The sequence below is a fragment of the Sporacetigenium mesophilum DSM 16796 genome (assembly GCF_059569055.1).
The window spans coordinates 66,604-92,431 of sequence record NZ_JCANUR010000005.1 but is presented as its reverse complement, the minus strand read 5'-3'; the positions used below and the strand labels follow the sequence as shown (position 1 = coordinate 92,431).

The following is a 25,828-nucleotide window of genomic DNA, read 5'->3' as shown; positions in this document are numbered from 1 at the left end:
TATTAAATTAAATTATTTTACTTATATACCAATTGAGTATACCATATTCTGTTAATACAACTAATATTGTTGCTATAGCTATACTTGGCGCAAATGGAATAATATCCTTTTTGGACTTGTCCTTTAAAATTATACTGCAAATTCCATAAATGCTTCCAACTATAAAAGACAACATCATCATAATCAAACTATAATCAAATCCTATATACAAACAGCAAAGTGCATATACTTCAACATCTCCCCAACCCATAGATCTAGTCAAGAGTATTAAAAGACTTGAAGATATTATGCCAAATACCATTCCATGCAAATAAGTGGCATATTGATATCCTGAAAAATATGATATTACTAAGAATATCATCCCTATCAATATCCCACCTATAATAACTACATCGTATATGTAGGTTGTATAATAATCAATTATAGATATTACCATTAAGAAATATATTAGCACAGAATACTTGAAAAATTCAAAACTAAATTTGTATTTGCTATATATAAGAATAAGCAAAACAACTGTGACTAGGTTTACCAAAGTGTCTCTAGTTTTATTTTTATCTATATCTTTACAAATTTTATATATAGATATATTTGTAACTAAAGATATTAAAACTCCAAATAAAATTATGTATATCATAATAATTATAGCAATAGTAGGCTTTTTCCTACCTTACATCATAAATTTAAAGTAAAAGTCTATTATATTACTTCCATAGAGCAGTGACATAATAGCACCAAAAGAAATAAAAGGTCCAAATGGTATCATAGCATTATATTTTATCTTCCTAATCTTACTATATATAATAACTAAAATCCCATATATGGCTCCAATGTATATAGCTAGTATTATTGTCAATATAGTATATTTTAGACCTAGGAAAATACCTATCATCCCAAGAAGTTTTATATCTCCTCCGCCCATAGACTCTTTCTTTATAATAAATTCTAATAATAAAATAAATAAAAGAAGTCCCACAGAAACTAAAGCTCCATATATACCGTCTAAAAAAGGTATACCATAACCTAATAAATTGAAGACTAATCCAAATACAGCTCCAATAATAAGTAATTTATCAGGTATTATAAAATGGTCTAAATCAATAAAACTTATAATAACTAATAATGATGCTAAGAAAATATAGTATAAACTTTGCATACTAAAACCATAAACTGAAAACACCAATAAATATAGAACTCCAGTTAAAAGCTCTATAGCTGGATATCTAAAAGATATCTTAGTGCCACAATACCTACATTTACCTCCTAAAAACAAATAACTAAATACAGGTACCAAATCAATACTTCTTAACTTTGTATTGCAATTATAACAATGAGAAGGAGGAGATACTATAGACTCTCCTCCTGGAATTCTGTATATACAAACATTGAAAAAACTTCCCATACATATTCCTACAATAAGACAATAAATATAACCAAACAACATAAAACCATCCATTAATATCCGCCACCCATCATTCTCGATGTATATTCATAGTCTGCACAACGGCTTAAAACACTGTCTCTACTTATTTTTCCTGCTTTATGAAGGTCTATTAACTGTTGATCCATAGATTGCATTCCTTGCTTTGCACCTGTTTGTATAGAGTTGCCTATTTGATAAGTCTTACCTTCTCTAATAAGGTTTCTTATAGCTGCGTTTGCAACCATAACCTCAACAGCTGCAACTCTACCACTTCCATCTCTAGTTGGTATAAGTTGTTGAGATACAACGCCTTCACAAACCATAGAAAGTTGAGTCTTTACTTGTTGTTGTTGCTCTGGAGTAAAGGCATCTACAATTCTATCTATAGTCTTAGCAGCTCCAACAGTGTGAAGAGTAGAAAAAACTAAGTGACCAGTTTCAGCGGCAGTTAAAGCTATAGAAATAGTCTCAGGATCTCTCATCTCACCTATTAATATAACATCTGGATCTTGACGAAGAGCAGCCCTAAGAGCACTTGCAAAACTATTTGAATCACTACCTATTTCCCTTTGATTCACAATACTTCTCTTGTGATTGTGAACATACTCTATAGGATCTTCCAAAGTTATAATATGAGCTTCACGAGTCTCATTTATCATATCTATTATACTTGCAAGAGTAGTACTCTTCCCACTTCCTGTAGGCCCAGTAACAAGAACCAACCCCTTATGTTTATTTGCAAAAGTACTTATAACACTTGGAAGTCCTAACTTATCAAAAGTTGGTATTTCAGAAGTTATAGTTCTTATAGCAAGGGCGAAATTTCCCTTTTGCTTATATGCATTAACCCTAAATCTCTCCCCAGTTTCAAGAGATGCCGAAAAGTCCGCCTCACCATTTTCTAGTACTCTAGAAAAGTTAACATCTCCAGCAATTTCTTTAACCATAGACTCAGCATCTTTAGGTGTTATTATATCTTCACTTAAATTAACAAATCTCCCCTTAGATCTAACTAAAGGCTTTGAACCCACTGTTATATGAATATCAGAAGCCCCTATCTCTATTGCCTTCTTTAGTAAATCAAATATATTCATGTTTCCTCCTACTTTTCCTCCCAAGAATTTACCTTATGGTCATATACCTTAAACGTCTTTCCACCATTAAATTCTGTAATATAAAATGTAACATTAGCCTGTATTCCGCTTTTCTTACTATAATCACGTGCTACTATATCGCTAGTTATAGGTCTTACTTCTCTTATAATATCTACATAATCATTAGAATTATTATTGTATATATATCTATCCTTAATAACAATAATATCAAGTGTTACTGCATCTGTTATATAAGCAGGCTTTTCATTTATTTTATATTCACCACCAGGTATTGTTATTCTATCATATGTTTCTGGAGGCAGTTCGAATCTCCCTGTGATAGTTCTATTCTCATTTATATAGGTATTTGGAACCCCTAGGTTACATTTTATCTCTATTAAGTATTTCTCAACATCATAGATTTCACTAACTCTAGGTACATCTTGGTTCCCTTTGAGTTTTAAATTACCAATGTCTGCCTGTAGCTTAACTAATTTATCTAAGATATTATTTATATTTAATATTAAATTATTTAAGTCACTCGTGTTACTTGGGTTTAATTTTCCTTCTAATTTTTTTATATCTCCCTTTATATCGGTTTCTATATATGATATTATTTGTGATTCTTCTACTATCTTATTTTTTGCTGGACTCTCCTCAAATGCTCCGATTTTAGTACTAGATATAGATAAATATTCAATCGTTTTATCTAATAACTCTTTATTTGATAAATAGGTTGTTGATTCTTTTAATTTTGTCTCCATATTATTTATTGGACTTATATCAGGTTTCTTGCTATTGCCTTGAGGTTTTAAATACACATTAACAATTCTTTTAATTTCTGCCAATTTATCTAATATATACTTTAGTTTTACGTTCCCACTATTTATATTGCTCAAAGTTAACTCTCGGTTTAGGATATCTATATAGTTAAATAACGATTGTTGGTTATACTCACTGTCTCTTTCTGATGGGCTCTCATTAAATTCACTTAATGAGATGAAGTTGTCATTGGCTACTTTCTCATTTCTAAACTTAAGCAACAAGTTGGTAATATCATTTAATTCTGCCTGTGATAAGTATAGTATTCTATCTTCACCGCTTTGACTACTTCCCTTTGTATGCAAAGTAGATCTATGACTATCTATATTTCTTATATGGCTTAATTCTCCTTTTGCCAATTCAGCATAGTACATTCCCATGTCAACATTGTAATCTATTCCCTTTTTATTATTCTTACCTACTCCTTTATACCAATTTTCACCTTTTAGCTTAGTTGTATTATCTATAATTGGTTGTATATCATTTGTTATGTCTAATAGTTTTTCATCTTTACCCATAGCGCTATTTACATTACTTAGTATAGTATTTATTGTATCTGTACTATACTGCTTGTGTCCCGGAGGTATATTATCTTTAGCCCTTGTAAAATACTTCTCTGATTCTTTTAAGCAATAGGCGATATAACTATTTGCATTAGTCTTTGGTTCTGTATTTTTCTCTAAATTGATCAAACGCGCATCTATAGCTTTATATATTTCTGTTATCGTCTTTTCTACACCTGCTTCAGCTAAGTATGTTTGTTCAGATACATTACTTCTATTTTTATTAGATATAATTTGATTATTTACCTGCATTGATACTATCCCAACTCCTGCTGTAATCATTAGCATCGTAAAGATTACTAGTATTAAAGCAGAACCCTTACTATTTTTAAATTTATTTCCTATAGTTTTCACGAGAACTATCCCCCTATTCAAAGGTTTCTATTCTATCTGTTCTTTTATATACCTTAAACCCATAAGATTTACCTTGATTTTTATCTAGGTATCTTATATATACATTATACAAACTATTGTTATTTGCTATCTCATTTTTTATTTCAAAAGGTATTTCTATATTTGTAGTCCAGTTAATTTTGTTAGATTTTATAGCTTGGTTCGATATTATATTTATCACACTACTACCATTGATTCTATCTAATGAATAGAAATACTTATCTCCCTTTTTACTTATCCTCACATCATAAGTGAATATGGTGTTATTATAATTTTTTATATTATACTGATAATTATAAGATTCTTTATCCATAATTATATAACCATTCCCCGAATTTTTTGGATTAGTTTCTGTAAAGCTTATTGATTTTTCTAGGTCTTTAGTTAGGTATCTTGTAGTCAAATTTATACCTTGTTGTATATTAGATGTATTTTTTTGGGTATTCAACAACTTATTAGAGCTATTTAAAACCATATAGGTTATTGATACAACTACAATAAGTATAGCCAATGATATTATTACTTCTACTAGTGTAAATCCTTTTTCACTTAATGTTTTTTTATTCAATATAATATCTCCTTACACTCAGTCTACATTTCAAATATTTGAGTTACAAGCTCAGTATTCTTATTACTATTTTTAGATGATACCTTTACTATTATCGTATATAATCTACTCTCTACATTTTCTCTATCTATCTTAATATTTATAGTATATGCTTCATTTCCAGTTTCTTCAGTAAACACTTTTGCATATCCATTAAGGTCTATTTTCTCATCTCCAGTATATACCTCTTTAATAATATACTTGGATTTTATACCTTCTTTTATATAGCCTCTTACATCTTCCATTACACTTTGAGCTATGTTCATAGCCTGTATATCTTTTTCATTTTTGGCATTAACCTTTATACTCATATTATTAATACCGAAAAAAGCCATAGCTATGAGCATAATTATACCCATAGCTACTAATACTTCTATTAAAGTAAACCCTTTATTATTTGCTTTCACTATAATCCACATCCTCTTGGTCTGCATTATAATTATTATTTACTGGCGCAATATACTTAACAGGTGGATCTACAGTTGGAACAAACGGATTGAACTTACCCGGTTTCCATTTGCTAGGATTCGATGTGTTTAACTCAAGTGTAGGGTCATTAGCTGAGTACACCATAAGTTTAAAAGTAGCAGTTATATCTCCATTTGGCTTAGATATCTGAGTAGGTCCCGGAACAGTTATTTCACTTCCATCTGGTTGTAGTGTTGTAGTAACTGTTGCAGGCGCTTCTTCAGGTTCAGCTAAAACCATTTCATAATCTAATATTTGAGTCATATTTTTCTGTTCTTCTAAATAATACATAACTTCTCTTATATATCTATAATTACCTGTTACTTTTAATGTTGTTGGTATGGCATAAAAAGTTTCATATTTTATAGGTTCAGCTACAGTATATTCATCTAACTTAACATTAAAATCCTTCATATAGTCAGAAAGCCCTATTAAAAACATCCCATTTTCCATATCGTAGTTTAATCTTCTACTCTTTGTACTTAACTGTGAATTTGTGCTAGCTAATTCATCTTGCAATCTTGGTATATCTGTTACTTTTTGCTTATAAGAATTTAACTCAGTTTCAACAGCATTCAGATTATCTCTGACAGTTTTATATTCTGTGTATTTAGGATATAAAAGAAGGTAGCCATATACAAATAAACTTCCTAAGACAAGTGCTATTATAGCTACATTTTTTATACTTATTTCTTGATTTAATATGTCTTTATTCATGTATAATCGCACCTTCTTTCATATATGCCTTTATAGAAAATTTCTGTCCATTCTCATCCTTAGTTATATTATCTAATTTTACAGATTCAAAATATTCAAGCTTAGTCAGGCCATATACAAACTTACCTACTAAATCAGAAGTTCTTGTCCTGCCCTCTATAGTAACTACATTTGGTATTTGTTTATATACAGGTGTTTCTTTATCACCTTCATTTGTAACCGTTTCTTGATTATTGGTATTCTGTTCATTGTTGTTTTCAGCTTGTGTATTCTCAGTATTTTTTTTGCCCTCTGAGTCATCTTTTGCCTTTTCTTCATATTTAAAACTCAAATTAGTAAGCTCAGCTCTATAAGGTATAGCCTTATCTATATCACTTAATACTCTTCCCCAACTTATTTGATTTCCAAGAAGCATATCATATTGTTCTAATTCTTTCTTCTTTAAATTTATTCTCTCTTGTAAGTCGTCAGCTTCTTTTGCATCTTCCTTTGCCATAGCAATTTCATTATTAACTTCTTGTAACTTTTGTGTATTAGACTTATTTAATAAACCAAATATTATATACGGTGATAATATAAGTGCCGCTATTATAGGAGTCAAAGCTAATGCTTTAGCAGCGATTTTCTTTTTTCTTTGCTTTGCTTTCATTTCATCAGGAATTAGATTCATTTCAGTATAAGTTCTTTTTTCTATTCCTCTTAACATCATACCTAGGTTTTCAACATATAAACTAGCATCCGAAATATTAAATATATTTTCTATATCTTCTTTTATATCATATAATTTGTCTATTCCAAATATAACTTCACTTTGGAATGAATATTCAAAAGCCTTTTTTATATCTGGATTGTTTGCGCCTTCTCCCAATAAAACTATACTATCAACTACCTTACCAAAATTTCTAGAAGAATAATAATTTATAAGTCCCTTTGCTTCATCTACAAGAGATAAAGATTTCATATAATCAAAGTTATCATCGATTTTTATCGGTATATAATCATAAATAAATAGCGAGTCATTTTTATAAATCGATATCATAGTTCCATAAGGACCTGAATTTACAATCATAATATCCTTATATTCTATTTGCTTTAAAATTTTTATATAAGAATTAGGAAGTACATCAATAGACTCAACTTGCAGCTTGCATTTTTCCAAAACATCTATAATTTCATTGACCTTATCTTTTCTTGCTGCAGCCACCAATATATCTAACATCTGGTTTCCGTCTTCTTCTATTTCATTTAATACCTCATAAGAAAGTACATACTCATCCTTATCCAAAGATATAATATCATCCATTTCCATATTCATAATAGAATCTAAGTCCTTAGAACCTACTTTTGGAATCTTTATATCTTTAGCTATTATATCCTTAGTGCTTAAGCACAGAACTACCTTTTTACTTTTAAAGTTTTTAGTAGTTAATGCTCTTTTAAGTGAATCATATTTTTGTTCTTCTCTATCCTCTGTTTCATCATCCTGTAATAAGGGCACAAACATACTTTCTTCTATGACATACTTTTTTGTTTTTTTGTTATATGCCCCTTCAACGATGGAAACATAGTCTCCATAATACGATATATAAAGCTTCGACATCTTCTATATACTCCTCCTAAATTGCATCATATACACTCATCATTGGTAAAAATATTGATATTACTAATGTAGCTACTATTATTCCAACTACTATTATCAAAATAGGCTCTATCATAGATACTAGTTTATTCAATCCTATTTCTGCTTCTTGTTCATAAAAATCAGCCATCTGCTTTATAATAGTTTCTAATTGACCTGTTTGTTCACCTACTGATATCATCTGAACTAATATTGGGTCAAAGTAATTAGCTTTTTCTATGTTGTCTGCCAAAGATTCCCCCTTTGTCAATCCTTCTTTAGCATTAGCTATAGCCTTTTCAGCTATAGCATTGTTCATGTTTTCCTTTATATAATCTAACCCCTGAAGCATTGGGTATCCAGAAGATGTAAATAGATATAACGCCCTAGAAAATCTCATAGCAACAATATCACTTAATGATTTACTTACTACAGGTATTTTGTTTAAAAAAATATCCTTTTGATATCTTCCTGCTGGAGTTTTTATATAAGTTCTTAAAAAGTAAAAACCTACTATTATTCCAGCTAATACCATATACCAATAACTACTCATAAAATCTGAAAATCCTAGAACTATCTTAGTAATAAGCGGAAGCTCTGCTCCTGTTTGTATAACCGTTTCCATCATATTAGGCATTACAAAACTCGAAAATATAAACAACATGGCTCCAGTTAAGGAAACTACTATAGTTGGATATGTTGATGCATTCTTTACTTTTTGTCTAATTCTATATTCCCTTTCATAAAACACAGACATGCTTTTTAGTACTTCTTCTAATGTACCTGTTGCTTCCCCAGTAGATATCATAGCCCCAAGTAACTTTGGGAATTTAGATCCATCTTGAAGCATAGCTTCAGATATAGTAGTCCCCATTTTTATTCCACTGATTATCTTATTTAGCTCTTCTTTTAGAATCTTATTTTTTGATCTTTTTGCTAAAGTTTCAAGACCTACTACACTGTTTACCCCGGATGATATTATTATTGAAAATTGTTTGCAAAAGTGACTGACTTCATTTAACTTTAGCTTTTTCCCAAATGAATTTGCCTTAATCCCAAATAAAGAAACAGCACTTTTCTTTTTAGTTTCCTCTATATTTACTACTATTAATTTTCTACTTTTTAATGTATTTCTTGCTTCTTTTAGATTCTCAGCACTAATTATTCCATTAACTTTGGTTCCATTAGGTGACAAAGCTTTATATTTGTATTCGTTCATTTAAATACCTTCCCTTACTCACTTATAAATGTAACTCTAAGCAATTCTTGTACAGTTGTTATCCCATTTATAACCTTTTGAACTGTATCGTCTTTCATAGTCAACATTCCTTGTTGTTTGGCCATTTGGAATATCTCGTCTTCTTTTCCACCGTTATCTATAACATCCTTAATAGGATTGGTTAATTCCATTATTTCATATATCCCTATTCTTCCCTTATACCCAGTGTTATTGCACTTATCACAGCCTTTTCCCCTATACAGACTAAGTTCTTCGTTTAAGTCATATTCTAATATTTGTTTCTCCCTGGCCTCAGCTATATATTCTTCCCTACAATCAGTGCATATTTTTCTAACTAGCCTTTGAGATATAACCCCTACTAATGAAGATGTTATTAAGAAATTATCTACCCTCATATCAATAAGTCTTGCAATAGCACCTGCAGAAGTATTTGCATGTAGTGTACTTAAAACTAAGTGACCTGTTAGTGATGCCCTAACTGCTATTTCTGCTGTTTCAAGGTCTCTTATCTCTCCAACCATTATTACATCTGGGTCCTGTCTTAGAAACGCCCTTAATGCACTTGCAAAAGTAAGACCTGCCTTAGAATTTATCTGACTTTGGTTTATACCTTCTAATTCGTATTCCACAGGGTCTTCTATTGTCAATGCATTTGTTTCTGTATCATTTAATTGGTTTAGCATAGAATATAGTGTTGTTGTCTTACCACTTCCAGTTGGCCCTACAACTAATATAAGTCCATATGGCTTGGATAATAAATTATTATATTTATCTATACTATATTGATTTAATCCAAGCTTTTCTTTGTTTACTAAGAAATTACTTTTGTCCAATACCCTCATAACTACCTTTTCCAACTTACTTGTTGGCATAGTTGAAATCCTGAAATCTATTGGTTTGTTATCTATATTTAAAAATATTCTTCCATCTTGAGGTAGCCTTTTTTCCGATATGTTAAGCCCAGCCATTATCTTAATACGACTCACAACTGCTAAGTGTGGCTTTACACTGGTTCTCATGTATTCACTTAATATTCCATCTATTCTAAATCTAACTCTCATATAATTTTCTTCAGGCTCTATATGGATATCGCTAGCTCTATTTCTAACAGCACTTTCTAATATATTATTAACCAACCTAACTATGGGTGCTGCATTTATATCTACTTCTTCTTCTTTTGGCTCTTCTTTGACATTTTGTTTTGATACTGTAGTATATTCATCTATTGCTTTATCTAATTGTGAATTTGCATATACGAAGTCAAGGCCTTGACCTATATCGTTTGCAGTTGTTATAAATGGTATAATATCCATATTTGCTATACGTCTAACATCTTGTATAGCTTCCCTATCTTGAGGGTCATGCATTGCCAAACATAATTTATTATCTTGTATTTTAAATGGAACTACCCCATGTCTTTTGCCTATATTTTCTGGAATTATTTTTGCTACTTCTATATTTATAATAGATGGAGTTAAAGATACACTTTCTATTTCTAAGTGCTCCTTTAGTACATTTGCTAACTCCTCTTGCGTTATAAGTCCTTTTTCTAATAATATTTCTCCGAGTTTTTTACCAGTACTTTTTTGAATTTGTAAACAAACAGCTAATTGACCTTCAGTTATAAGCTTTTTTTCGACTAGTTTATCCCCTAACCTTACTTTGTTTTGATCTAACCCTTGCATAATGTCACCTCATTTCTTTATATGTAATATTATATCATTTTTTGAATGTTAAAAATATATTGAAAAAAAAAGCAGGGAACAAATTCCCTACTTTATAATATTATTTACTTTTTTAAAGTACTAGTTTTCTAATCCATTACCTAAAGCTTTTATAACTAAATTTCCTGTTCCTGCTTTACCCTCTGTTCCTTCAACTGCTTTAAAGTCAGTAACCAACTTAGTTCTACCTTCAGTGCTAAGGTCACTACTTGAAATTTTTACTATTAAATCACCATCCGCTTCTAGTGCATATGTTATGCCTGTAAATGGGTTAGTTAAGCCAGTTGGAGTTATCGCTCCTGCTGTTGGTAATTTAGCCGTATCTGCATAGTCAGCTAAAATCTCACTTTTTATTAAATTAATATCAGCTTCTAATTTTGCTACTTTACCTTTTTCTAAGTTTTTAAATAATGAAGGTACTGCTACTGCTGCTAATACACCTATGATTGCTATAACTACTAATAACTCAACTAATGTAAAACCTTTGTTGTCTTTTCTTACTTTTTTGTTTAACATTTTTAAGATCTTTGACATTTTTTTATTTCCCCCTCTGAAATATTTTTTAATTTTCGTACTAATATTATTATGCTAATGATTATATCACATATGATTTCTCTTTTGTAAATATTTCGTAAAATTTTTGTAATTTTTTGTTGATAATTTTATACCCCTAAATATTATATTTCAAACAAAAAAATGGCCACTAAGGGCCATCTTTTTTTAGTCAAATAATCTACTTACTGATTCGTTTACGAATATCTTCTTTATAGCATTTCCAAATAATGGAGCAACTGATTTTATCTTTATCTTATCTATTTGCTTAGACTCAGGAAGTTGTATAGTATCTAATATTACTAACTCCTTCATTTGAGAATTTTGTATTCTCTCTATAGCTGGGCCTGATAACACTGCATGTGTACAACAAGCATAAACATCTTTAGCACCAAATTCCTTAAGAGCCTCAACTGCATTTACTATAGTTCCTGCAGTATCTATTATATCATCTAATAATATAACATTTTTGCCATTAACATCTCCTATTATATTCATTATTTCAGAAACGTTAGCTCTTGGTCTTCTCTTATCTATTATAGCTAGTGGCACATCTCCATCTAAAGAATTAGCGAATTTTCTTGATCTTGTAACACTTCCTAAGTCAGGAGATACAACTACTAAATCTTCTATACCTTTTTCATTGAAGTATTCAGCTAATATTGGTCCACCTAATAGGTGATCTAGTGGTATATCGAAGTATCCTTGTATTTGAGCAGCATGTAAATCCATAGTTAAAACTCTATCTGCTCCTGCTTCTGTTATTATATCAGCAACTAATTTAGCAGTGATTGGATCTCTTGCCTTAGCTTTTCTATCTTGTCTAGCATATCCATAGTAAGGAACAACAGCTGTTATTCTACCAGCAGATGCTCTTTTAAGTGCATCTATCATTATTAATAACTCCATTAAGTTATCATTAACAGGACTATTTGTAGATTGAATTACGAATACGTCTGCACCTCTTACTGTTTCGCCTATGTTTACAGATATTTCTCCATCGCTAAAAGTTCCAACTTCACATTGTGCCAAAGGTACTCCTAAATAGTCAGATATTTTCTTCGCTAATTCAGGTGAAGCATTACCTGCTAGTAATTTTATTTCGCTTCCGCTAATATTCATTAGTTAATCCTCCCGAGTTAAAAGTAAAAATTTATGTTTAATTATTTATTCTTATCTAACAATCCTTTTTGTTCTACCCAGCCTTCTTTGTTAACCTGTCTTTCTCTAGCTATTGCAAGTGCTCCTTTTGGAACATCATTTGTTATAGTAGACCCTGTAGCTACATATCCTTTTTCTTCTACTACAACTGGAGCTACAATGTTCGAGTTAGACCCTATAAATGCATTGTCTTTAATTACTGACTTACATTTGTTCTTACCATCGTAATTTACAAATACAACGCCACAACCTATATTAACATTTTTACCTACATGAGCGTCTCCTATGTATGCAAGATGAGATGCTTTTGAATTATCTTCTATAGTTGAATTTTTTACTTCTACGAAATCTCCAACTTTAACATTATTACCTATATTGCTATTTGGTCTCAAATAAGCAAATGGTCCAACAGTAGTATTGCATCCAACCTTACTATTTAATATAACTGAATTTTCCACTTCTGTACAATCGCCTATAGTAGAATTACATATTCTACTATTCATTCCTATTATACAGTTGCTTCCTATTATAGTATTTCCTTGTAACATTGCTCCTGGATATACAATAGTATCGTTTTCTATTATTACTTCTGATTCTATATATGTATTTTCTGGATCTATTATAGTTACACCATTTACCATGTGGTTATGGTTTATTCTTTTTCTCATTATTTTCTCAGCTTGTGATAACTCTATTCTTGAATTAACACCCATAAGCTCTTCTATAGTAGAACCTTTATAAGCTCCAACTTTTAGTCCTTGCTTTCTTAGTATTTCCATAACATCAGTTAAGTAGTACTCACCTTGAGCATTATTATTTGATAAACTTCCCAAAGCTCCTCTTAACTCTTTGCCATTAAAACAATATATACCTGAATTTATTTCCTTTGCAGCTTTTTCTTCTTCATTTGCATCTTTTTGTTCTACTATTTTTAGTAAATGTCCATTTTCATCTCTTATTATTCTTCCGTATCCAGTAGGATTATCTACTTCTGTAGTAAGAACAGTTGCAAAATAACTATTTTCTTTATGATAGTCAAACAGTCTTCTTAACGTATCTTCTTGTATAAGAGGAGTATCTCCGCATAAAACTACTATAGTGTCATCATCACTTATATTATCCTTAGCCATAATAACAGCATGACCTGTTCCTAATTGCTCTGTTTGCATAGCGATTTTAGTATTGTCTGGCAATATATTTTCAACTATATCGCTTTCGTGTCCTAGTATTACCACTACATCGTTAACTCCAGCTTTTTTGGATATATCTATAACGTGGTTGACCATTTCTTTTCCGCATACCTTGTGAACGACCTTTGGAGATCTAGATTTCATTCTAGTTCCCTTGCCCGCAGCAAGTATTATAGCCTTGAAATTCATTTTTTCACTCCTAACACAAAAATTTTTACGTATTATTATATGTCAAAAAAATCTTATGTATACAACGAACATTACATTAAATAATATAGCACTATTTTACAAAAAAGTACACATTATTACACAAATTTGCATTTAAAAAAGAGCCGAAAATTCGGCTCTCTATTTTTTATATTATTATTCAGCAGCTACTTCTAAGCTAGAAAGAGCTTCATTATAAGCTTTTAATACTTCATCTTCTAGTACTTGTCTCATTTCTGAGTTTATAGGATGAGCTATGTCTCTGAAGTTTCCTTCTCCTATTTTTCTACTTGGCATAGCTATAAATAATCCAGTGTGACCTTCTATAACCTTTATATCGTGTATCACAAATAAATTATTAAAAGTTACAGATACTATGCACTTCATTTTTCCTTCATCAGTTAATTTTCTTACTCTTACGTCTGTTATTTTCATTTTGTTTTATCCCCCTTGTAATTTTTGACCTTTCCCCATTAGATAAAAATAGTTAGGTTCTAAGTTTATTTTAGTTTCATATTTGTTATTATTCTATGTCTCTTTTATTAATCCTTCTAAAATTTTAAATTTCTTGTAAAATTTTCATATCTTTTACAATTCTTTATCAATTTTTTTGTCCATTATAGCATTAAGTACATCTATATTAGCTTGAATCTCTATTTTATTATTTATTTCATCAACATTTTGAAGCTCTAGTAAAGATACATAGTCTTTTACCATTTTGTCTTGAGGCTCTTTTGTTGATATAAATACCCCTGTTGCTATAACCTTTGCATCAAACTCATTCATAAGGTCTGTCATTCCCTTTATAGTTCCTCCACCTTTCATGAAGTCATCTATAAGAATAACCTTACTTCCTTGCTTTAGCGCACGTCTAGGTAAAGTCATACTTTCTACCTTTTTGCTACTTCCGCTCATATATGTCATGCTTAAAGTAGGACCTTCCGAAACCTTGGCATCTTTTCTTATTATAACTAGTGGCAAATTCATAGCCTTAGCAGTCATGAGAGCCATTGGTATACCCTTTGTCTCCATAGTAACTACATAATCAGCCTTTGTATACTCCATATAAGATGCAAATATCTTCCCTATATTTGCAACAATAGTAGGATTGTATATTAAATCTATAAGATATAAAAATCCACCTGGCAATATTCTCGCAGGGTCATTTATCAAATCGCACAACTCTTCTAGAAACGAGGAGTTCTCACCTCTAGATATTTTAGGTATATATTTTACCCCTCCTGCAGCACCAGCTATAGTTATAACTTGGCCTAGCTCCAGTTTTTCAAATACATTTTTAACAACTAACAAATCTTCACTTATAGTAGACTTAGCTGCGTTAAATTTTTCTGTAAAATAACTTAATGTAAAAACTCTATTAGGGCTGTCTGATAAAATCTTAACTATCGCACCTATTCTCTCCGTTCTCTTAAACTTCATGTTTTCCTCCTGTATTTGCTATATATGAATTAAATCAATAACTAATGCATAAAAACCAGTTCTGTGATATAATATCTTCTATGTTTTGCACATTTTATTAAGGGTTAAACATATTATTAATATGTGTAGTATTTTTTAAAAATATTAAATTTTGAACATTATTTAATTATAACACAAAAATTGTTCACTTTGATAACTAAGTTAAAAAGAAAGGGAGTTTTGTTATGCATATATTTTTTATAGGCGTTGGCGGGATAAGTATGAGTGCTTTAGCTAAAATATGTTTAAATAAAGGCTATAAAGTATCTGGATCAGATTCTTCACACTCGCAAATACTTGATGACCTAAAAGAGCAAGGCGCAAATGTTTATGTTGGTCATAAAAAAGAGCATATAACTGACGATGTAGACATGGTTGTTTATACTGCTGCTGTTAAAAATGATAACGAAGAACTTATGGAAGCTAAAGAAAAAAATAAACTTATAATAAATAGAGCTGCATTTTTGGGCCAAATAATGAGAGAATATGAAAACTCTATAGCTGTTGCCGGTACTCACGGTAAAACAACTACTACTTCAATGTTATCAGCAATATTTGAGTATTCTGATTTAGATCCAACAATATTGGTTGGAGGAAACTTAAGTATAATAGGCGGAAACGTTAAAATAGGAAATTCTCAACATTTTATAACTGAAGCTTGTGAATACGTAGATAGTTTTCTAAACTTTAATCCTAAAGTATCTATAGTTTTAAATATAGAAGCAGACCATCTTGATTATTTCTCAGGAATTGATGAAATAAAAGCTTCTTTTAATAAGTTTGGTAAATTATTGCCTGAAGATGGGTTCTTTATAATAAACGGAGATGACCCTAATACTTCAGATGTATTATATGATATAAAAGCAACAATACTAAAATATGGTCAAACTGAAGACAACAACGTAATTATAAAAGATGTAGTATTTAATGAACTAGGATATGGAGGATTCCAATTAGAGTATAATGGATTATATTTAGGCAACTTCCAACTTTCTGTTCCTGGAATACACAATGTTTATAATGCAACTAGTGCTATAATTGCATCTTATGTTTCAGGTATAGACCTAGAACTTATAAGAACCAACATATCATTATACAAAGGTGTTGGAAGAAGATTTGAGTATAAGGGAAAATATAATGATGCAATGATAATAGACGATTATGCTCATCATCCAACAGAATTAAAAGCAACTTTATCTGCTGCTAGAAGAATATGCAAAGGAAAGCTATGGTGTATATTCCAACCACACACTTATACTAGAACTAAGTCTTTATTAACTGAATTCTCTGAAGCGTTCTACTCAGCTGATAAAGTTATAATAACAGATATATATGCAGCTAGAGAAAAAGATCCAGGAGATATACATTCAAAAGATTTAGCAGATAAAATATATCAAAACAGCGTAGATGTTATGTATATGCAAACTTTTGAAGAAATAGCATCTTTCTTATGTGAAAATATAAAAGAAAATGATCTTGTTATAACTGCTGGTGCAGGTCCTATATACCAAGTTGCTGAAATAGTAGTAAACACATCTAAAAATGTATAAATAAAATCAAAAAAACCTAGATTGCAAAATCTAGGTTTTTTTATTTGAGCAAGGTCTCTGCTATTCAATGATAGTTTGCCACCACTTTTTAGGTTGTCCAATTTTAAATATGTCTTTTTTTAGGTAATTGTATAAACTTTCATGAACCTCATAATAAGCTTCATCCGAGTTATAAGTTATTTTTACATAGTCCTTACCCATAGTCTCTACCTTAATTTTATATTTATTTCCCTTTATATCGATTATGAAATTATATTTACTTCTTTCTTTACTTTTTTCAGGTTGTATTTTCCCAACTATTCTCTTTTGAGTCATCTTATAAGTTAAATCATTGTATTTTCTATTGCTTATGTTTTTTGTATCTCCATTATATGTTATAGTTACATCATCCCATGACTTATATTTTTTGATAACATCAAAAGATGTATAAATACTCTTATTCAAAAACGCTCCAAATTCTTCCTTTTCATAAGCAGGCACCTTATAATACTCTTCTTTGTTTACAGTGTATATCCTGAAATAACTTAAATCAGTAGAGAATCTAATATTATTATCTGAGTGCCCTTCATAAATAGGCTTATAGTCACTTGGTTTTCTAACGTCGCCTTTGAAGTCTTCAAAGAAGAACTTAAATTGACGCCAATATTCTTCTTCCAAATAAACGTCCTTTAATTCATTATTATCTATATATATTGTCTCTTCATCTTTTATCTGAGCCAATAAACTTCTACTATCTATTTTAGGAGTTTGAGTTTTTTTTATTGTTTCTTCTATTATTTTATCTTGATCATTGGATATATTATTAAATGTTATAAGATAAACGCAAAAAAATACCAATATCCATCCTACTACTAAAAACTCTTTTCTTATCTTTCTTTTTTTATTACTCATAATTTCACTCCCTGTTACCAAAATTCTTTACAGGTAATTATATCACTATTCTACTATTTACTACAATTATTTCCCGGGAAAATTCATAACTCGACAGCAAAATTATGAAATTAGCTCAAAAATTTACTGAGCTCATAACAAAAAAACCACCTAGCCTGATTAGACTAAGTGGTTATTGAATTTAATATATTAAGCTTCTTTTATTATTTCAACTACCATTCTAGCTGAGTTTAATAAATCTTCTATAGCTATATATTCTTCTAATGTATGAGCTTTTTTCATACCTATACCTAAGTTAATAGCTTTTACACCATTAGCATTTAGTACATTAGTATCACTTCCACCTCCAGTAGAAGTAACATTAACATCTGCACCCATATTAGAGAATGCTCTCTTAGCCATATCAACTATTTCATCATTTTCATCTACATTGAAAGCACCATACATTCTTTCAGTATTTATTTCTATTTCTGCTCCAAACTCTTCAGCAGCAGCCTTAAATGTATCTACCATATGTTGAGTTTGAACATCTAGTTTTGAATTATCTAAACTTCTAGCTTCTGCTACTATTTCAAGCTCTGGCATAACTATATTAGTAGCAACTCCACCGTTTATAGTTCCTATGTTTGCTGTAGTTTCTTCATCTATTCTAAGTAAGTTCATTTTTTCTATAGCTCTAGATGCAACCATAACTGCACTTATACCTTCTTCTGGAGCTAGTCCTGCATGTGCTGGTCTACCTTTTATTTTAACTTCTATTTTATCTTGAGCTGGAGCCTTAACTATTATTTCCCCAGGAGATCCACCGCTATCTAATACGAATGCATAATCAGCATTTAACTTAGAATAATCTAAGTATTTAGCTCCGAATAATCCGCCTTCTTCCCATATAGAAAATACTATTTGTACATCTCCATGGTCTATATTGTTTTCCTTTATTATTTTTATAGCTTCTAATATAGCAGCTATTCCACCTTTATCATCAGAACCTAATATAGTTGTTCCATCACTTTTTATTATTCCGTTAGCTTCATCTATTATAGGCTTTATTCCTAAACATGGACTAACTGTATCCATGTGAGAACTAAATAGCACAGATTTACCTTCTCTATTTCCTTTTAATGTTGCTATAACATTACCTGTTTCTCCACCAGATTTAACACCAGCATCATCTACATATACATCTAGTCCTAATTCTTTTAACTTTTCTACTAGAACCTTAGCAACAGCACCTTCTTTAGATGTTGGGCTATCTATTTGCACTAGTTCTACAAATTCATCTATTATTCTTTGCTTATTTACCATTTTATGTACCTCCTGATAAAATATCTTTTTTGTGTATCTAAATACAATTATACCACTTTTTAGTAATATGTAAATTATTTAACAAATTTTCCTTCAATATAAAAGGGAATAGAAAAAATTCTATTCCCTTTATATATTATTAGATTTTTTTATTCGTAATATATCTCTCTTGTTCTTGCATCAATAAAGCATAGCCAATATCCTAACTTGCTATCTCTACAATCGCATGGTATATATTTGTAGAATCCAGTGAATCCTTGATCTGGTTGTTCATCTCTAGTTCCTGGAACTCCATATATATAATACTTGCGTCTTCCATAATCATCATATTGAACCCCAAATACATAATGTCTGTATTTATAAGAATGCATTACGCAGTCTGTATACATAGTATAATTCAAATAATTTATATATCCTAAACATGGAAGAGAATAATTACATAAACTAGTTGGATTTATATCTATTTTCCACCATCTTGTATCTTTTATTACATCTTGTGTAAATGGTTTAACTTCCTTATATTTCTTTAATACTTTCTTTACTTTTCTCGGCATCAAATAAGGTCTACTATTTCTAACATCATAATTATTTTCTTCTTGACCATAATTTTCATTATTTCTTTGTACTTCTTCATTTTTAATATCTCTATTTTCTTGCTCTACATTTGGTTGTTCTACTTCATATTGTTTATATTCTTCATATTGTTCTTGCTCTTTATATTTTTCATATTTCTCTTGTTCAGTATATCCTTCATACCTTTTTTCTTCTTGAGATTTATTGTCGTTCTTTTCCTCTACCTCTTCAACTTCTTCGTACTCATCTTCATCTCTATAATCTTCAACTTCTTCTTCATCTTCCTCGTCTTCTTCATACTCTTCATCAATAAATATAATGTCTTCATAATTGTCTATTTTTGCTCCCTTAAATCCTATTAATGGAACATTTCTTTCGTATGTAAGGGCTACTGCCTTTACCTCGATATCTTCATCGTTTAAATTAAGAACAAACTCGCCTTTTCCCTGTTGATTAACTATAATTCTTCCTATATCTCTTACAGTATAATCACTTTCTATTACTACAACCTTATATCCTTCCTTAACAAATCTAACATTCTCTACATACAAAGCAACTACAGCCTTATCCTCATTTATTTCAACTTTTGCAAAGGCCTTAGGTGTAGCCCTATCTTTTAGCCTGAAATTCATATCTTTTGCTTCTAGTATTATATAATCTCTCTTAAACTTCTTGGTTGTTGTACTCAAGAGTATACCCCCTTCTCATATATTCCTATAAACAATATATGCATTATGGTATAAAAAAAGTACTTCCTATTTAGGAAGTACTTTAGAATTTATTATATTTGATAGATTAGAAAACTCTTCTATTGATAAAGTTTCTCCTCTTCTTTTCTCATCTATATTTGAACTTTGTAAAACTTCTTTTATTTCATCTTTGTTTAAAAAGCCTAATGTAGACAGTGAATTCAAGAGTGTTTTTCTTCTTTGACCAAAAGAAGCTTTCACAACTTTGAAGAATATTTCTTCATTATCCACCTTATACATAGGATTTTGTCTTACATTTAAAGCTATAACTGTTGAATCTACATTTGGTTGAGGCATGAACATATGTCTTGGTACCTTAGCCACTATATCAACATCACAGTAGTATTGAACAGCAACAGATAAAGCTCCATAATCCTTTGTATTTGGATCTGCCTTCATTCTATCTGCAACTTCTTTTTGAACCATAACTACTATATTTGTAACAGGTATATCTTCTTCTAAAAATTTCATTATTATTGGAGTAGTTATATAATATGGTAAATTTGCTACAAGCTTTATAGGTCCACCGTTTAGCTTTTCATTTACAATTTCATTGACATCTACCCTTAATATATCTCCATTTACTACCTCTGCATTGTCTAAGTCTGATAATGTATCCTTTAATATCGGTATTAAAGACTTATCAATTTCTATTGCTACTAACTTTTTTGACCTTTTTGCCATTTCACGAGTTAATGTTCCAATTCCCGGTCCAACTTCCATTACATAGTCATTTTCACCTATATTAGCACCTTCTATTATTCTGTCTATTATAGTGTCGTCTATTAAAAAGTTCTGGCCTAACGACTTTGAAAATCTGAAATTGTGTTTTTGAACTATCTCTTTTGTTGCTTTATGTGAAGAAAGTCTATCCATATAATATCTCCTTATTTTAAACTTTTTAGTGATTCTTCAAATTCTTCTCTAGTAACTCCATAGTTGTTTAATCTATTTAAAAATTGTTTCGCATTTCCATATCCTATCCCTAGGACTTTTCCAAGTTCATCTCTTCTTATAGATGCGTCGTCATTTCCTATAAGACCATTTCTTATTAAATCTACTTGGCTAAACTCAGTTCTTTTATCAAGGCTTTCAGTTCTAACCTTTGCAAGTGCTTTTAATATATTTGCAGGAGTTGCATTTTCAATACCTATGTCTCCATCTTTTTTGGCTTCTTCCCTAGGTAAAAATGCATGCTTGCATCCTGGAACTTCTGCTGCTATCTTTTTTCTTATTTTTTCACCAGCGAAATCTGGGTCTGTAAATACTATAACTCCTCTTCGTCTTTGAGCCTCTTTTATTCTTTCCATAACTCCCCTTGGAAATCCAAATCCTCCAGTAGCTATAAGTTCTGCGTCCAAAGCTCTCTTTACAGCAGTTATATCGTCTCTTCCTTCTACCACTATTATTTCCTTCATCATAATTATCACCTTCTATAAATTAAATACATATATATTTTTAGCAAAAAACAATAATTATATTTTAAGTCTTATAACTAATTTTAGCAACAAAAATTCGCATTGCTCAAAAAAAGCGCATCTATTTAAGATGCGCACTTTATCCTATCTTCCTAATATAACTATATCTAATGTTCTTCTTCCAAAGTTCATACACTCAGAATATGAATTCAAGTATACGTCAATTTTATTTCCTTTTATAGCTCCTCCAGTATCTGCAGCTACAAAAGTACCTCCAAATTGTGGTATGTATACTCTTGTTCCATATGGTATAACTCTAGGATCAACTGCTATAACTCCGTAAGCAGCTGGCCTCCCTGTTGCAGTTGTTCCTCCACCAGTATATGCTGTAGCTGTTACTGTCATATTAATTCCTGAAGTTGATGTTGCTTGAAGTGTAGAACCTCTTGAAACTGAGCTTCTTGCTGAAGCTACTCTAATTTCTGCAGTACCTTTCTTTACTATTTCAGTAGTTGGCTCAACTGTCACGTTTTCACCTACTACTATTTTATTTACTGGTTTTCCATTGTGATATACAACTTTATAAGCTATTTGTTTTTCACCTAATTTTCCTGATTTAGCTTTTCTTGTTTCTCCCTTATACAAATTGTTATCTAGTACTGTCTTTACTTCATAAGGTATTTTCTGTGTTTCTTTTACTATTTTTTCTTCAACTTTTACTATATCTATTTTTTCATTAGGCTGTAATTTATGATTTAGCGGATGACTTAATATATCGCGTCTATTTACACTTATGTTTTGTTTAGTTAACAAATCCTTCAATGTATCTTCAGTTGTAGTTATTTCTTTTTGAAGTCCTGCCACAGTTAAATTAACTTTAAAAGAATTCTTAAACTCAACTTCCATGCCGTCTTCTAACTTAGCATCAAGACCTGGAAGTACCTTATCTGTTGAATCTACTTTTATACCTCTTTCCTCTAGTAGTTCTTCTACATTTCCACTAAAAGTACTCATCTGTACTACTTTATCATCAACCTTAAGAGTAACATCGTTATTTAGCGCATCATAACCCCCTAGTACCATCATAGGTACAGAAACCATAAAAGCTAAAGCACTAGAATTCTTTTTTAATAAAGCCATAATTAGAACCCCTTTCAAATTAGATTGCATTTTTAGAAAATGTAATCTTTTTTTACTTTCAAGTTATATAAGTAAGTATATTCCTAAGTTTGTCCAATTATTACAATTTAGTTACAATATTTGTAAATTTTATATATATATTCTATAAAAAATCAAAAAAACCTTTACAATTAATGTAAAGGTTTAAATAATAATTATTTTATTCCAAACAATCTCTTTGCATTTTCTAGTGTTGCTTCACATACTTTCTCATAAGATATTCCTTTTTCTATAGCTATTTTCTCTGCAACATATCTAACAAAAGATGGATCATTTCTCTTTCCTCTATGAGGATGAGGTGCTAAATATGGAGAATCCGTTTCTATTAATAGATGCTCTAGAGGTATTTCTCTAACTACCTCTGGAGTTTTTTTGTTATTATTAAATGTAAGAGGTCCTGCTATAGATATATAACATCCCATTTTTATATATTCTCTTGCTAAATCTACATTTCCACTATAACAGTGAAGTACACACCCTATATCTTTAGATCTACTATTTTTTATTATATCCATAGTATCTTGATGTGCATCTCTATCATGTACTATTATTGGAAGTTTTAATTCATTAGCAAGTTCTATTTGTCTTTCAAACCATTTTCTTTGTAAGTCCCTAGGAGAATTATCATAGTAATAATCAAGTCCTATTTCTCCTATAGCTACAACCTTTTTATTTGATATTGCAAGGTCCCTAAGTGTATCTATAATTTCTTCACTCATATCTTCTACATCATGTGGGTGTACCCCAACAGCAGCATAAATAAAATCGTATTCATTAGCTAACTTTACACTATTTATAGATGTAGGTATATCTGCACCGGGATTTAATACATACTTTATTTTTTCTTCTTTTAGTTTATTTATTAAATCTTCTCTATCTTCATCAAATCTAGAATTGTCTAGATGTGCATGTGAGTCAAATAACATTTTATCACTCCTAGCTTACAATACTTCCGTCTTTTATTCCTTGAACTTCTGCTACTGCTAAGTTATTGTCATCAGATGCAGCAAGTAACATACCTTGTGACTCTACACCTCTTAGTTTTACAGGCTTTAAGTTACATACAACTATAACTTGTTTTCCTACCATCTCTTCTGGTTTGTAGTATTTAGCTATACCAGAAACTATTTGTCTTTCTTCACTTCCTACTTTTACTTTAAATACTAATAACTTATCTGCCTTTGGATGTTTTTCAGCACTTAATACTTTTCCTACTCTAAGTTCTACTTTGTCAAAGTCATCTATAGTTATTTCTTCTTTGTGAGTTAATGGTTCTTCTTTAACTTCATCCTTTGGAGCAAATAATTCTTCTAAGGCTTTAACTTCTTCTTCTATATCTAATCTTGGGAATAATACTTCACCTTTAGATACTTTAGTATTTTCTTTTATTAGACCAAATCTATCAGTGCTTTCCCAACTAGTTAAATCTTCAATTCCTTCTATCCCAAGTTGTTTGTATATCTTATTAGCAGTATCTTTCATTATTGGATTTACAAGAGTAGCTATTATTCTTATAGATTCACATAAGTTGTATAATACAGCATCTAACTCGCCTTTTTTAGATTCATCTTTAGCTAGTGCCCATGGCATAGTTTGATCTATATATTTGTTAGTTCTTCTAACTGCTCTCCATACTTCTTCTAATGCATCATTGAATTGAAGTTTGTTCATTTCAGATTCAAAGTTTTCTCTTGAAGATAAAACTTGAGTTTTAAGTTCAACATCAACATCAGTAGACTCTGTAGACATAGGTATCATTCCATTGTTATATTTTTCTACCATTGCAACAGTTCTACTTACTAAGTTACCTAAATCATTTGCCAAATCTGAGTTTATTCTACTTACGAAGTTTCTATGAGTGTAACTTCCATCTTGCCCAAATGCGAATTCTTTAAGTAAGAAATATTTAAGAGCATCTATTCCATATCTATTTATTAGTGGCTCTGGATAAACTATATTTCCTTTAGATTTACTCATCTTATCATCAGCAAATAATATCCATCCATGACCGTATATTTGCTTAGGTGTCTCTTCTCCTAATGCCATAAGTATAGCAGGCCATATTATACTGTGGAATCTAACTATCTCTTTACCTACTATATGAACTTCTGCTGGCCAGAATTTTTTGTAATCACTGTCATCTTCACTCATATATCCAAGTGCAGTTATGTAGTTACATACAGCATCAAACCATACATATATAACGTGTCTTTCATCAAAAGGAACTTTTATACCCCAGTCAAAAGTAGTTCTTGATACACATAAGTCTTCGAGACCTCTGTCTAAGAAGTTACTTATCATTTCATTTTTTCTAGCTTCTGGGAAACAGAAATTAGGATTGTCTATAAATAACTTTTTAAGTTTATCTTGATACTTAGATAATTTGAAGAAATATGCTTCTTCCTTTGCTATATAAGTTTCTCTTCCACAATCAGGACATTTTTTATCTTCTGATAACTGAGATTCTGTCCAAAAACTTTCACATGGAGTACAATACCATCCTTTGTATTCTCCTTTGTATATATCCCCTTGCTCATATAACTTTGCAAATATTTTTTGAACAACTACCTTATGTCTTTCTTCAGTTGTTCTTATAAAATCATCATACGATATGTCCATTGTATCCCATAATTCTTTTATATTTTTTACCATTCCATCTAAGTAGTCTATTTCTTTTAAGCCCTTTTCCTTAGCAGTCTTTTGTATTTTTTCTCCATGTTCATCTGTTCCTGTTAAAAACTTTACTTCATATCCACTAAAACGCTTGAATCTAGCTATAGCATCTGCTGCAACAGTTGTATAAGTGTGTCCTATATGTAGATTGCCACTTGGATAATATATAGGTGTTGTTACATAATAAGTTGGTTTTTGCATTATTTTTCCTCCTCAGTTTTTTTGTACAAAA

The 25,828-nt window shown here is 30.5% G+C and carries 24 protein-coding genes; 1 reads left to right on the top strand and 23 read right to left on the bottom strand.

Going from position 1 to position 25,828, the window contains the following annotated elements:
- Positions 1 to 7 precede the first annotated feature (7 nt).
- From BS62_RS06415 to purR, 15 genes are all read right to left on the bottom strand, one after another.
- The gene (locus BS62_RS06415) at positions 8 to 637 is read right to left on the bottom strand and encodes a prepilin peptidase (RefSeq protein ID WP_496490431.1); all 630 of its coding nucleotides are present in this window, start codon (positions 635 to 637) and stop codon (positions 8 to 10) included.
- 33 nt (positions 638 to 670) lie between these two features.
- Positions 671 to 1,456 carry a prepilin peptidase gene (locus BS62_RS06410; protein ID WP_496490430.1) on the bottom strand — a complete coding sequence of 262 codons (786 nt, stop codon included), beginning with the start codon at positions 1,454 to 1,456 and terminating at the stop codon, positions 671 to 673.
- Positions 1,456 to 2,517: a type IV pilus twitching motility protein PilT gene (locus BS62_RS06405; protein WP_496490429.1), complete on the bottom strand. Its 1,062-nt coding sequence runs from the start codon at positions 2,515 to 2,517 to the stop codon at positions 1,456 to 1,458. Before BS62_RS06405 ends, BS62_RS06410 begins: the two co-directional genes overlap by 1 nt.
- A gap of 8 nt (positions 2,518 to 2,525) precedes the next feature.
- Entirely contained in the window at positions 2,526 to 4,256 is a 1,731-nt protein-coding gene (locus BS62_RS06400) for a hypothetical protein (RefSeq protein ID WP_496490428.1), read from the bottom strand.
- Positions 4,257 to 4,269: 13 nt separating this feature from the next.
- Positions 4,270 to 4,863 carry a PilW family protein gene (locus BS62_RS06395; protein ID WP_496490427.1) on the bottom strand — a complete coding sequence of 198 codons (594 nt, stop codon included), beginning with the start codon at positions 4,861 to 4,863 and terminating at the stop codon, positions 4,270 to 4,272.
- Positions 4,864 to 4,886: 23 nt separating this feature from the next.
- Positions 4,887 to 5,309 carry a prepilin-type N-terminal cleavage/methylation domain-containing protein gene (locus BS62_RS06390; protein ID WP_496490426.1) on the bottom strand — a complete coding sequence of 141 codons (423 nt, stop codon included), beginning with the start codon at positions 5,307 to 5,309 and terminating at the stop codon, positions 4,887 to 4,889.
- Positions 5,296 to 6,087 (bottom strand): hypothetical protein, encoded by a 792-nt coding sequence (locus tag BS62_RS06385; RefSeq protein ID WP_496490425.1) that lies wholly within the window; start codon positions 6,085 to 6,087, stop codon positions 5,296 to 5,298. The genes BS62_RS06390 and BS62_RS06385 overlap by 14 nt, the downstream gene beginning before the upstream one ends.
- Positions 6,080 to 7,687, bottom strand: coding sequence for a pilus assembly protein PilM (pilM, locus tag BS62_RS06380; RefSeq protein WP_496490424.1), 1,608 nt, complete (start codon positions 7,685 to 7,687; stop codon positions 6,080 to 6,082). The genes BS62_RS06385 and pilM overlap by 8 nt, the downstream gene beginning before the upstream one ends.
- Positions 7,688 to 7,703: 16 nt before the next feature.
- Positions 7,704 to 8,924, bottom strand: a complete 1,221-nt coding sequence (locus BS62_RS06375; RefSeq protein ID WP_496490423.1) for a type II secretion system F family protein — start codon at positions 8,922 to 8,924, stop codon at positions 7,704 to 7,706.
- Positions 8,925 to 8,938: 14 nt separating this feature from the next.
- Positions 8,939 to 10,630, bottom strand: a complete 1,692-nt coding sequence (locus BS62_RS06370; RefSeq protein ID WP_496490422.1) for a GspE/PulE family protein — start codon at positions 10,628 to 10,630, stop codon at positions 8,939 to 8,941.
- A 120-nt stretch (positions 10,631 to 10,750) separates the two neighbouring features.
- Positions 10,751 to 11,203, bottom strand: coding sequence for a type II secretion system protein (locus BS62_RS06365; protein ID WP_496490421.1), 453 nt, complete (start codon positions 11,201 to 11,203; stop codon positions 10,751 to 10,753).
- A gap of 186 nt (positions 11,204 to 11,389) precedes the next feature.
- Positions 11,390 to 12,343, bottom strand: coding sequence for a ribose-phosphate diphosphokinase (locus tag BS62_RS06360; protein ID WP_496490420.1), 954 nt, complete (start codon positions 12,341 to 12,343; stop codon positions 11,390 to 11,392).
- A 41-nt stretch (positions 12,344 to 12,384) separates the two neighbouring features.
- Positions 12,385 to 13,761, bottom strand: coding sequence for a bifunctional UDP-N-acetylglucosamine diphosphorylase/glucosamine-1-phosphate N-acetyltransferase GlmU (gene glmU / locus BS62_RS06355; RefSeq protein WP_496490419.1), 1,377 nt, complete (start codon positions 13,759 to 13,761; stop codon positions 12,385 to 12,387).
- A 174-nt stretch (positions 13,762 to 13,935) separates the two neighbouring features.
- Positions 13,936 to 14,214: a septation regulator SpoVG gene (spoVG, locus tag BS62_RS06350; protein ID WP_496490418.1), complete on the bottom strand. Its 279-nt coding sequence runs from the start codon at positions 14,212 to 14,214 to the stop codon at positions 13,936 to 13,938.
- Positions 14,215 to 14,367: 153 nt separating this feature from the next.
- On the bottom strand, positions 14,368 to 15,219 hold the full coding sequence (gene purR, locus BS62_RS06345) for a pur operon repressor (protein WP_496490417.1): 852 nt from the start codon (positions 15,217 to 15,219) through the stop codon (positions 14,368 to 14,370).
- 224 nt (positions 15,220 to 15,443) lie between these two features.
- On the opposite strand from purR, the gene murC reads away from it, so the two are divergent.
- Positions 15,444 to 16,808: a UDP-N-acetylmuramate--L-alanine ligase gene (gene murC / locus BS62_RS06340; protein ID WP_496490416.1), complete on the top strand. Its 1,365-nt coding sequence runs from the start codon at positions 15,444 to 15,446 to the stop codon at positions 16,806 to 16,808.
- A gap of 60 nt (positions 16,809 to 16,868) precedes the next feature.
- On the opposite strand, the gene BS62_RS06335 is transcribed toward murC, so the two are convergent.
- From BS62_RS06335 to metG, 8 genes are all read right to left on the bottom strand, one after another.
- On the bottom strand, positions 16,869 to 17,699 hold the full coding sequence (locus BS62_RS06335) for a hypothetical protein (protein ID WP_496490415.1): 831 nt from the start codon (positions 17,697 to 17,699) through the stop codon (positions 16,869 to 16,871).
- 189 nt (positions 17,700 to 17,888) lie between these two features.
- On the bottom strand, positions 17,889 to 19,004 hold the full coding sequence (locus tag BS62_RS06330; RefSeq protein WP_496490414.1) for a M20/M25/M40 family metallo-hydrolase: 1,116 nt from the start codon (positions 19,002 to 19,004) through the stop codon (positions 17,889 to 17,891).
- Between the two features lie 149 nt (positions 19,005 to 19,153).
- A complete protein-coding gene (locus tag BS62_RS06325) occupies positions 19,154 to 20,266 on the bottom strand; it encodes a hypothetical protein (protein ID WP_496490413.1) in 1,113 nt (370 codons plus the stop codon).
- A 66-nt stretch (positions 20,267 to 20,332) separates the two neighbouring features.
- Positions 20,333 to 21,202 (bottom strand): 16S rRNA (adenine(1518)-N(6)/adenine(1519)-N(6))-dimethyltransferase RsmA, encoded by an 870-nt coding sequence (gene rsmA / locus BS62_RS06320; RefSeq protein WP_496490412.1) that lies wholly within the window; start codon positions 21,200 to 21,202, stop codon positions 20,333 to 20,335.
- Between the two features lie 11 nt (positions 21,203 to 21,213).
- Positions 21,214 to 21,747, bottom strand: a complete 534-nt coding sequence (gene rnmV / locus BS62_RS06315; RefSeq protein ID WP_496490411.1) for a ribonuclease M5 — start codon at positions 21,745 to 21,747, stop codon at positions 21,214 to 21,216.
- A gap of 141 nt (positions 21,748 to 21,888) precedes the next feature.
- Positions 21,889 to 22,884 (bottom strand): resuscitation-promoting factor, encoded by a 996-nt coding sequence (locus tag BS62_RS06310; RefSeq protein WP_496490410.1) that lies wholly within the window; start codon positions 22,882 to 22,884, stop codon positions 21,889 to 21,891.
- 194 nt (positions 22,885 to 23,078) lie between these two features.
- A complete protein-coding gene (locus BS62_RS06305; RefSeq protein ID WP_496490409.1) occupies positions 23,079 to 23,849 on the bottom strand; it encodes a TatD family hydrolase in 771 nt (256 codons plus the stop codon).
- Between the two features lie 10 nt (positions 23,850 to 23,859).
- Positions 23,860 to 25,797, bottom strand: a complete 1,938-nt coding sequence (metG, locus tag BS62_RS06300; protein ID WP_496490408.1) for a methionine--tRNA ligase — start codon at positions 25,795 to 25,797, stop codon at positions 23,860 to 23,862.
- Between the last annotated feature and the right edge of the window lie 31 nt (positions 25,798 to 25,828).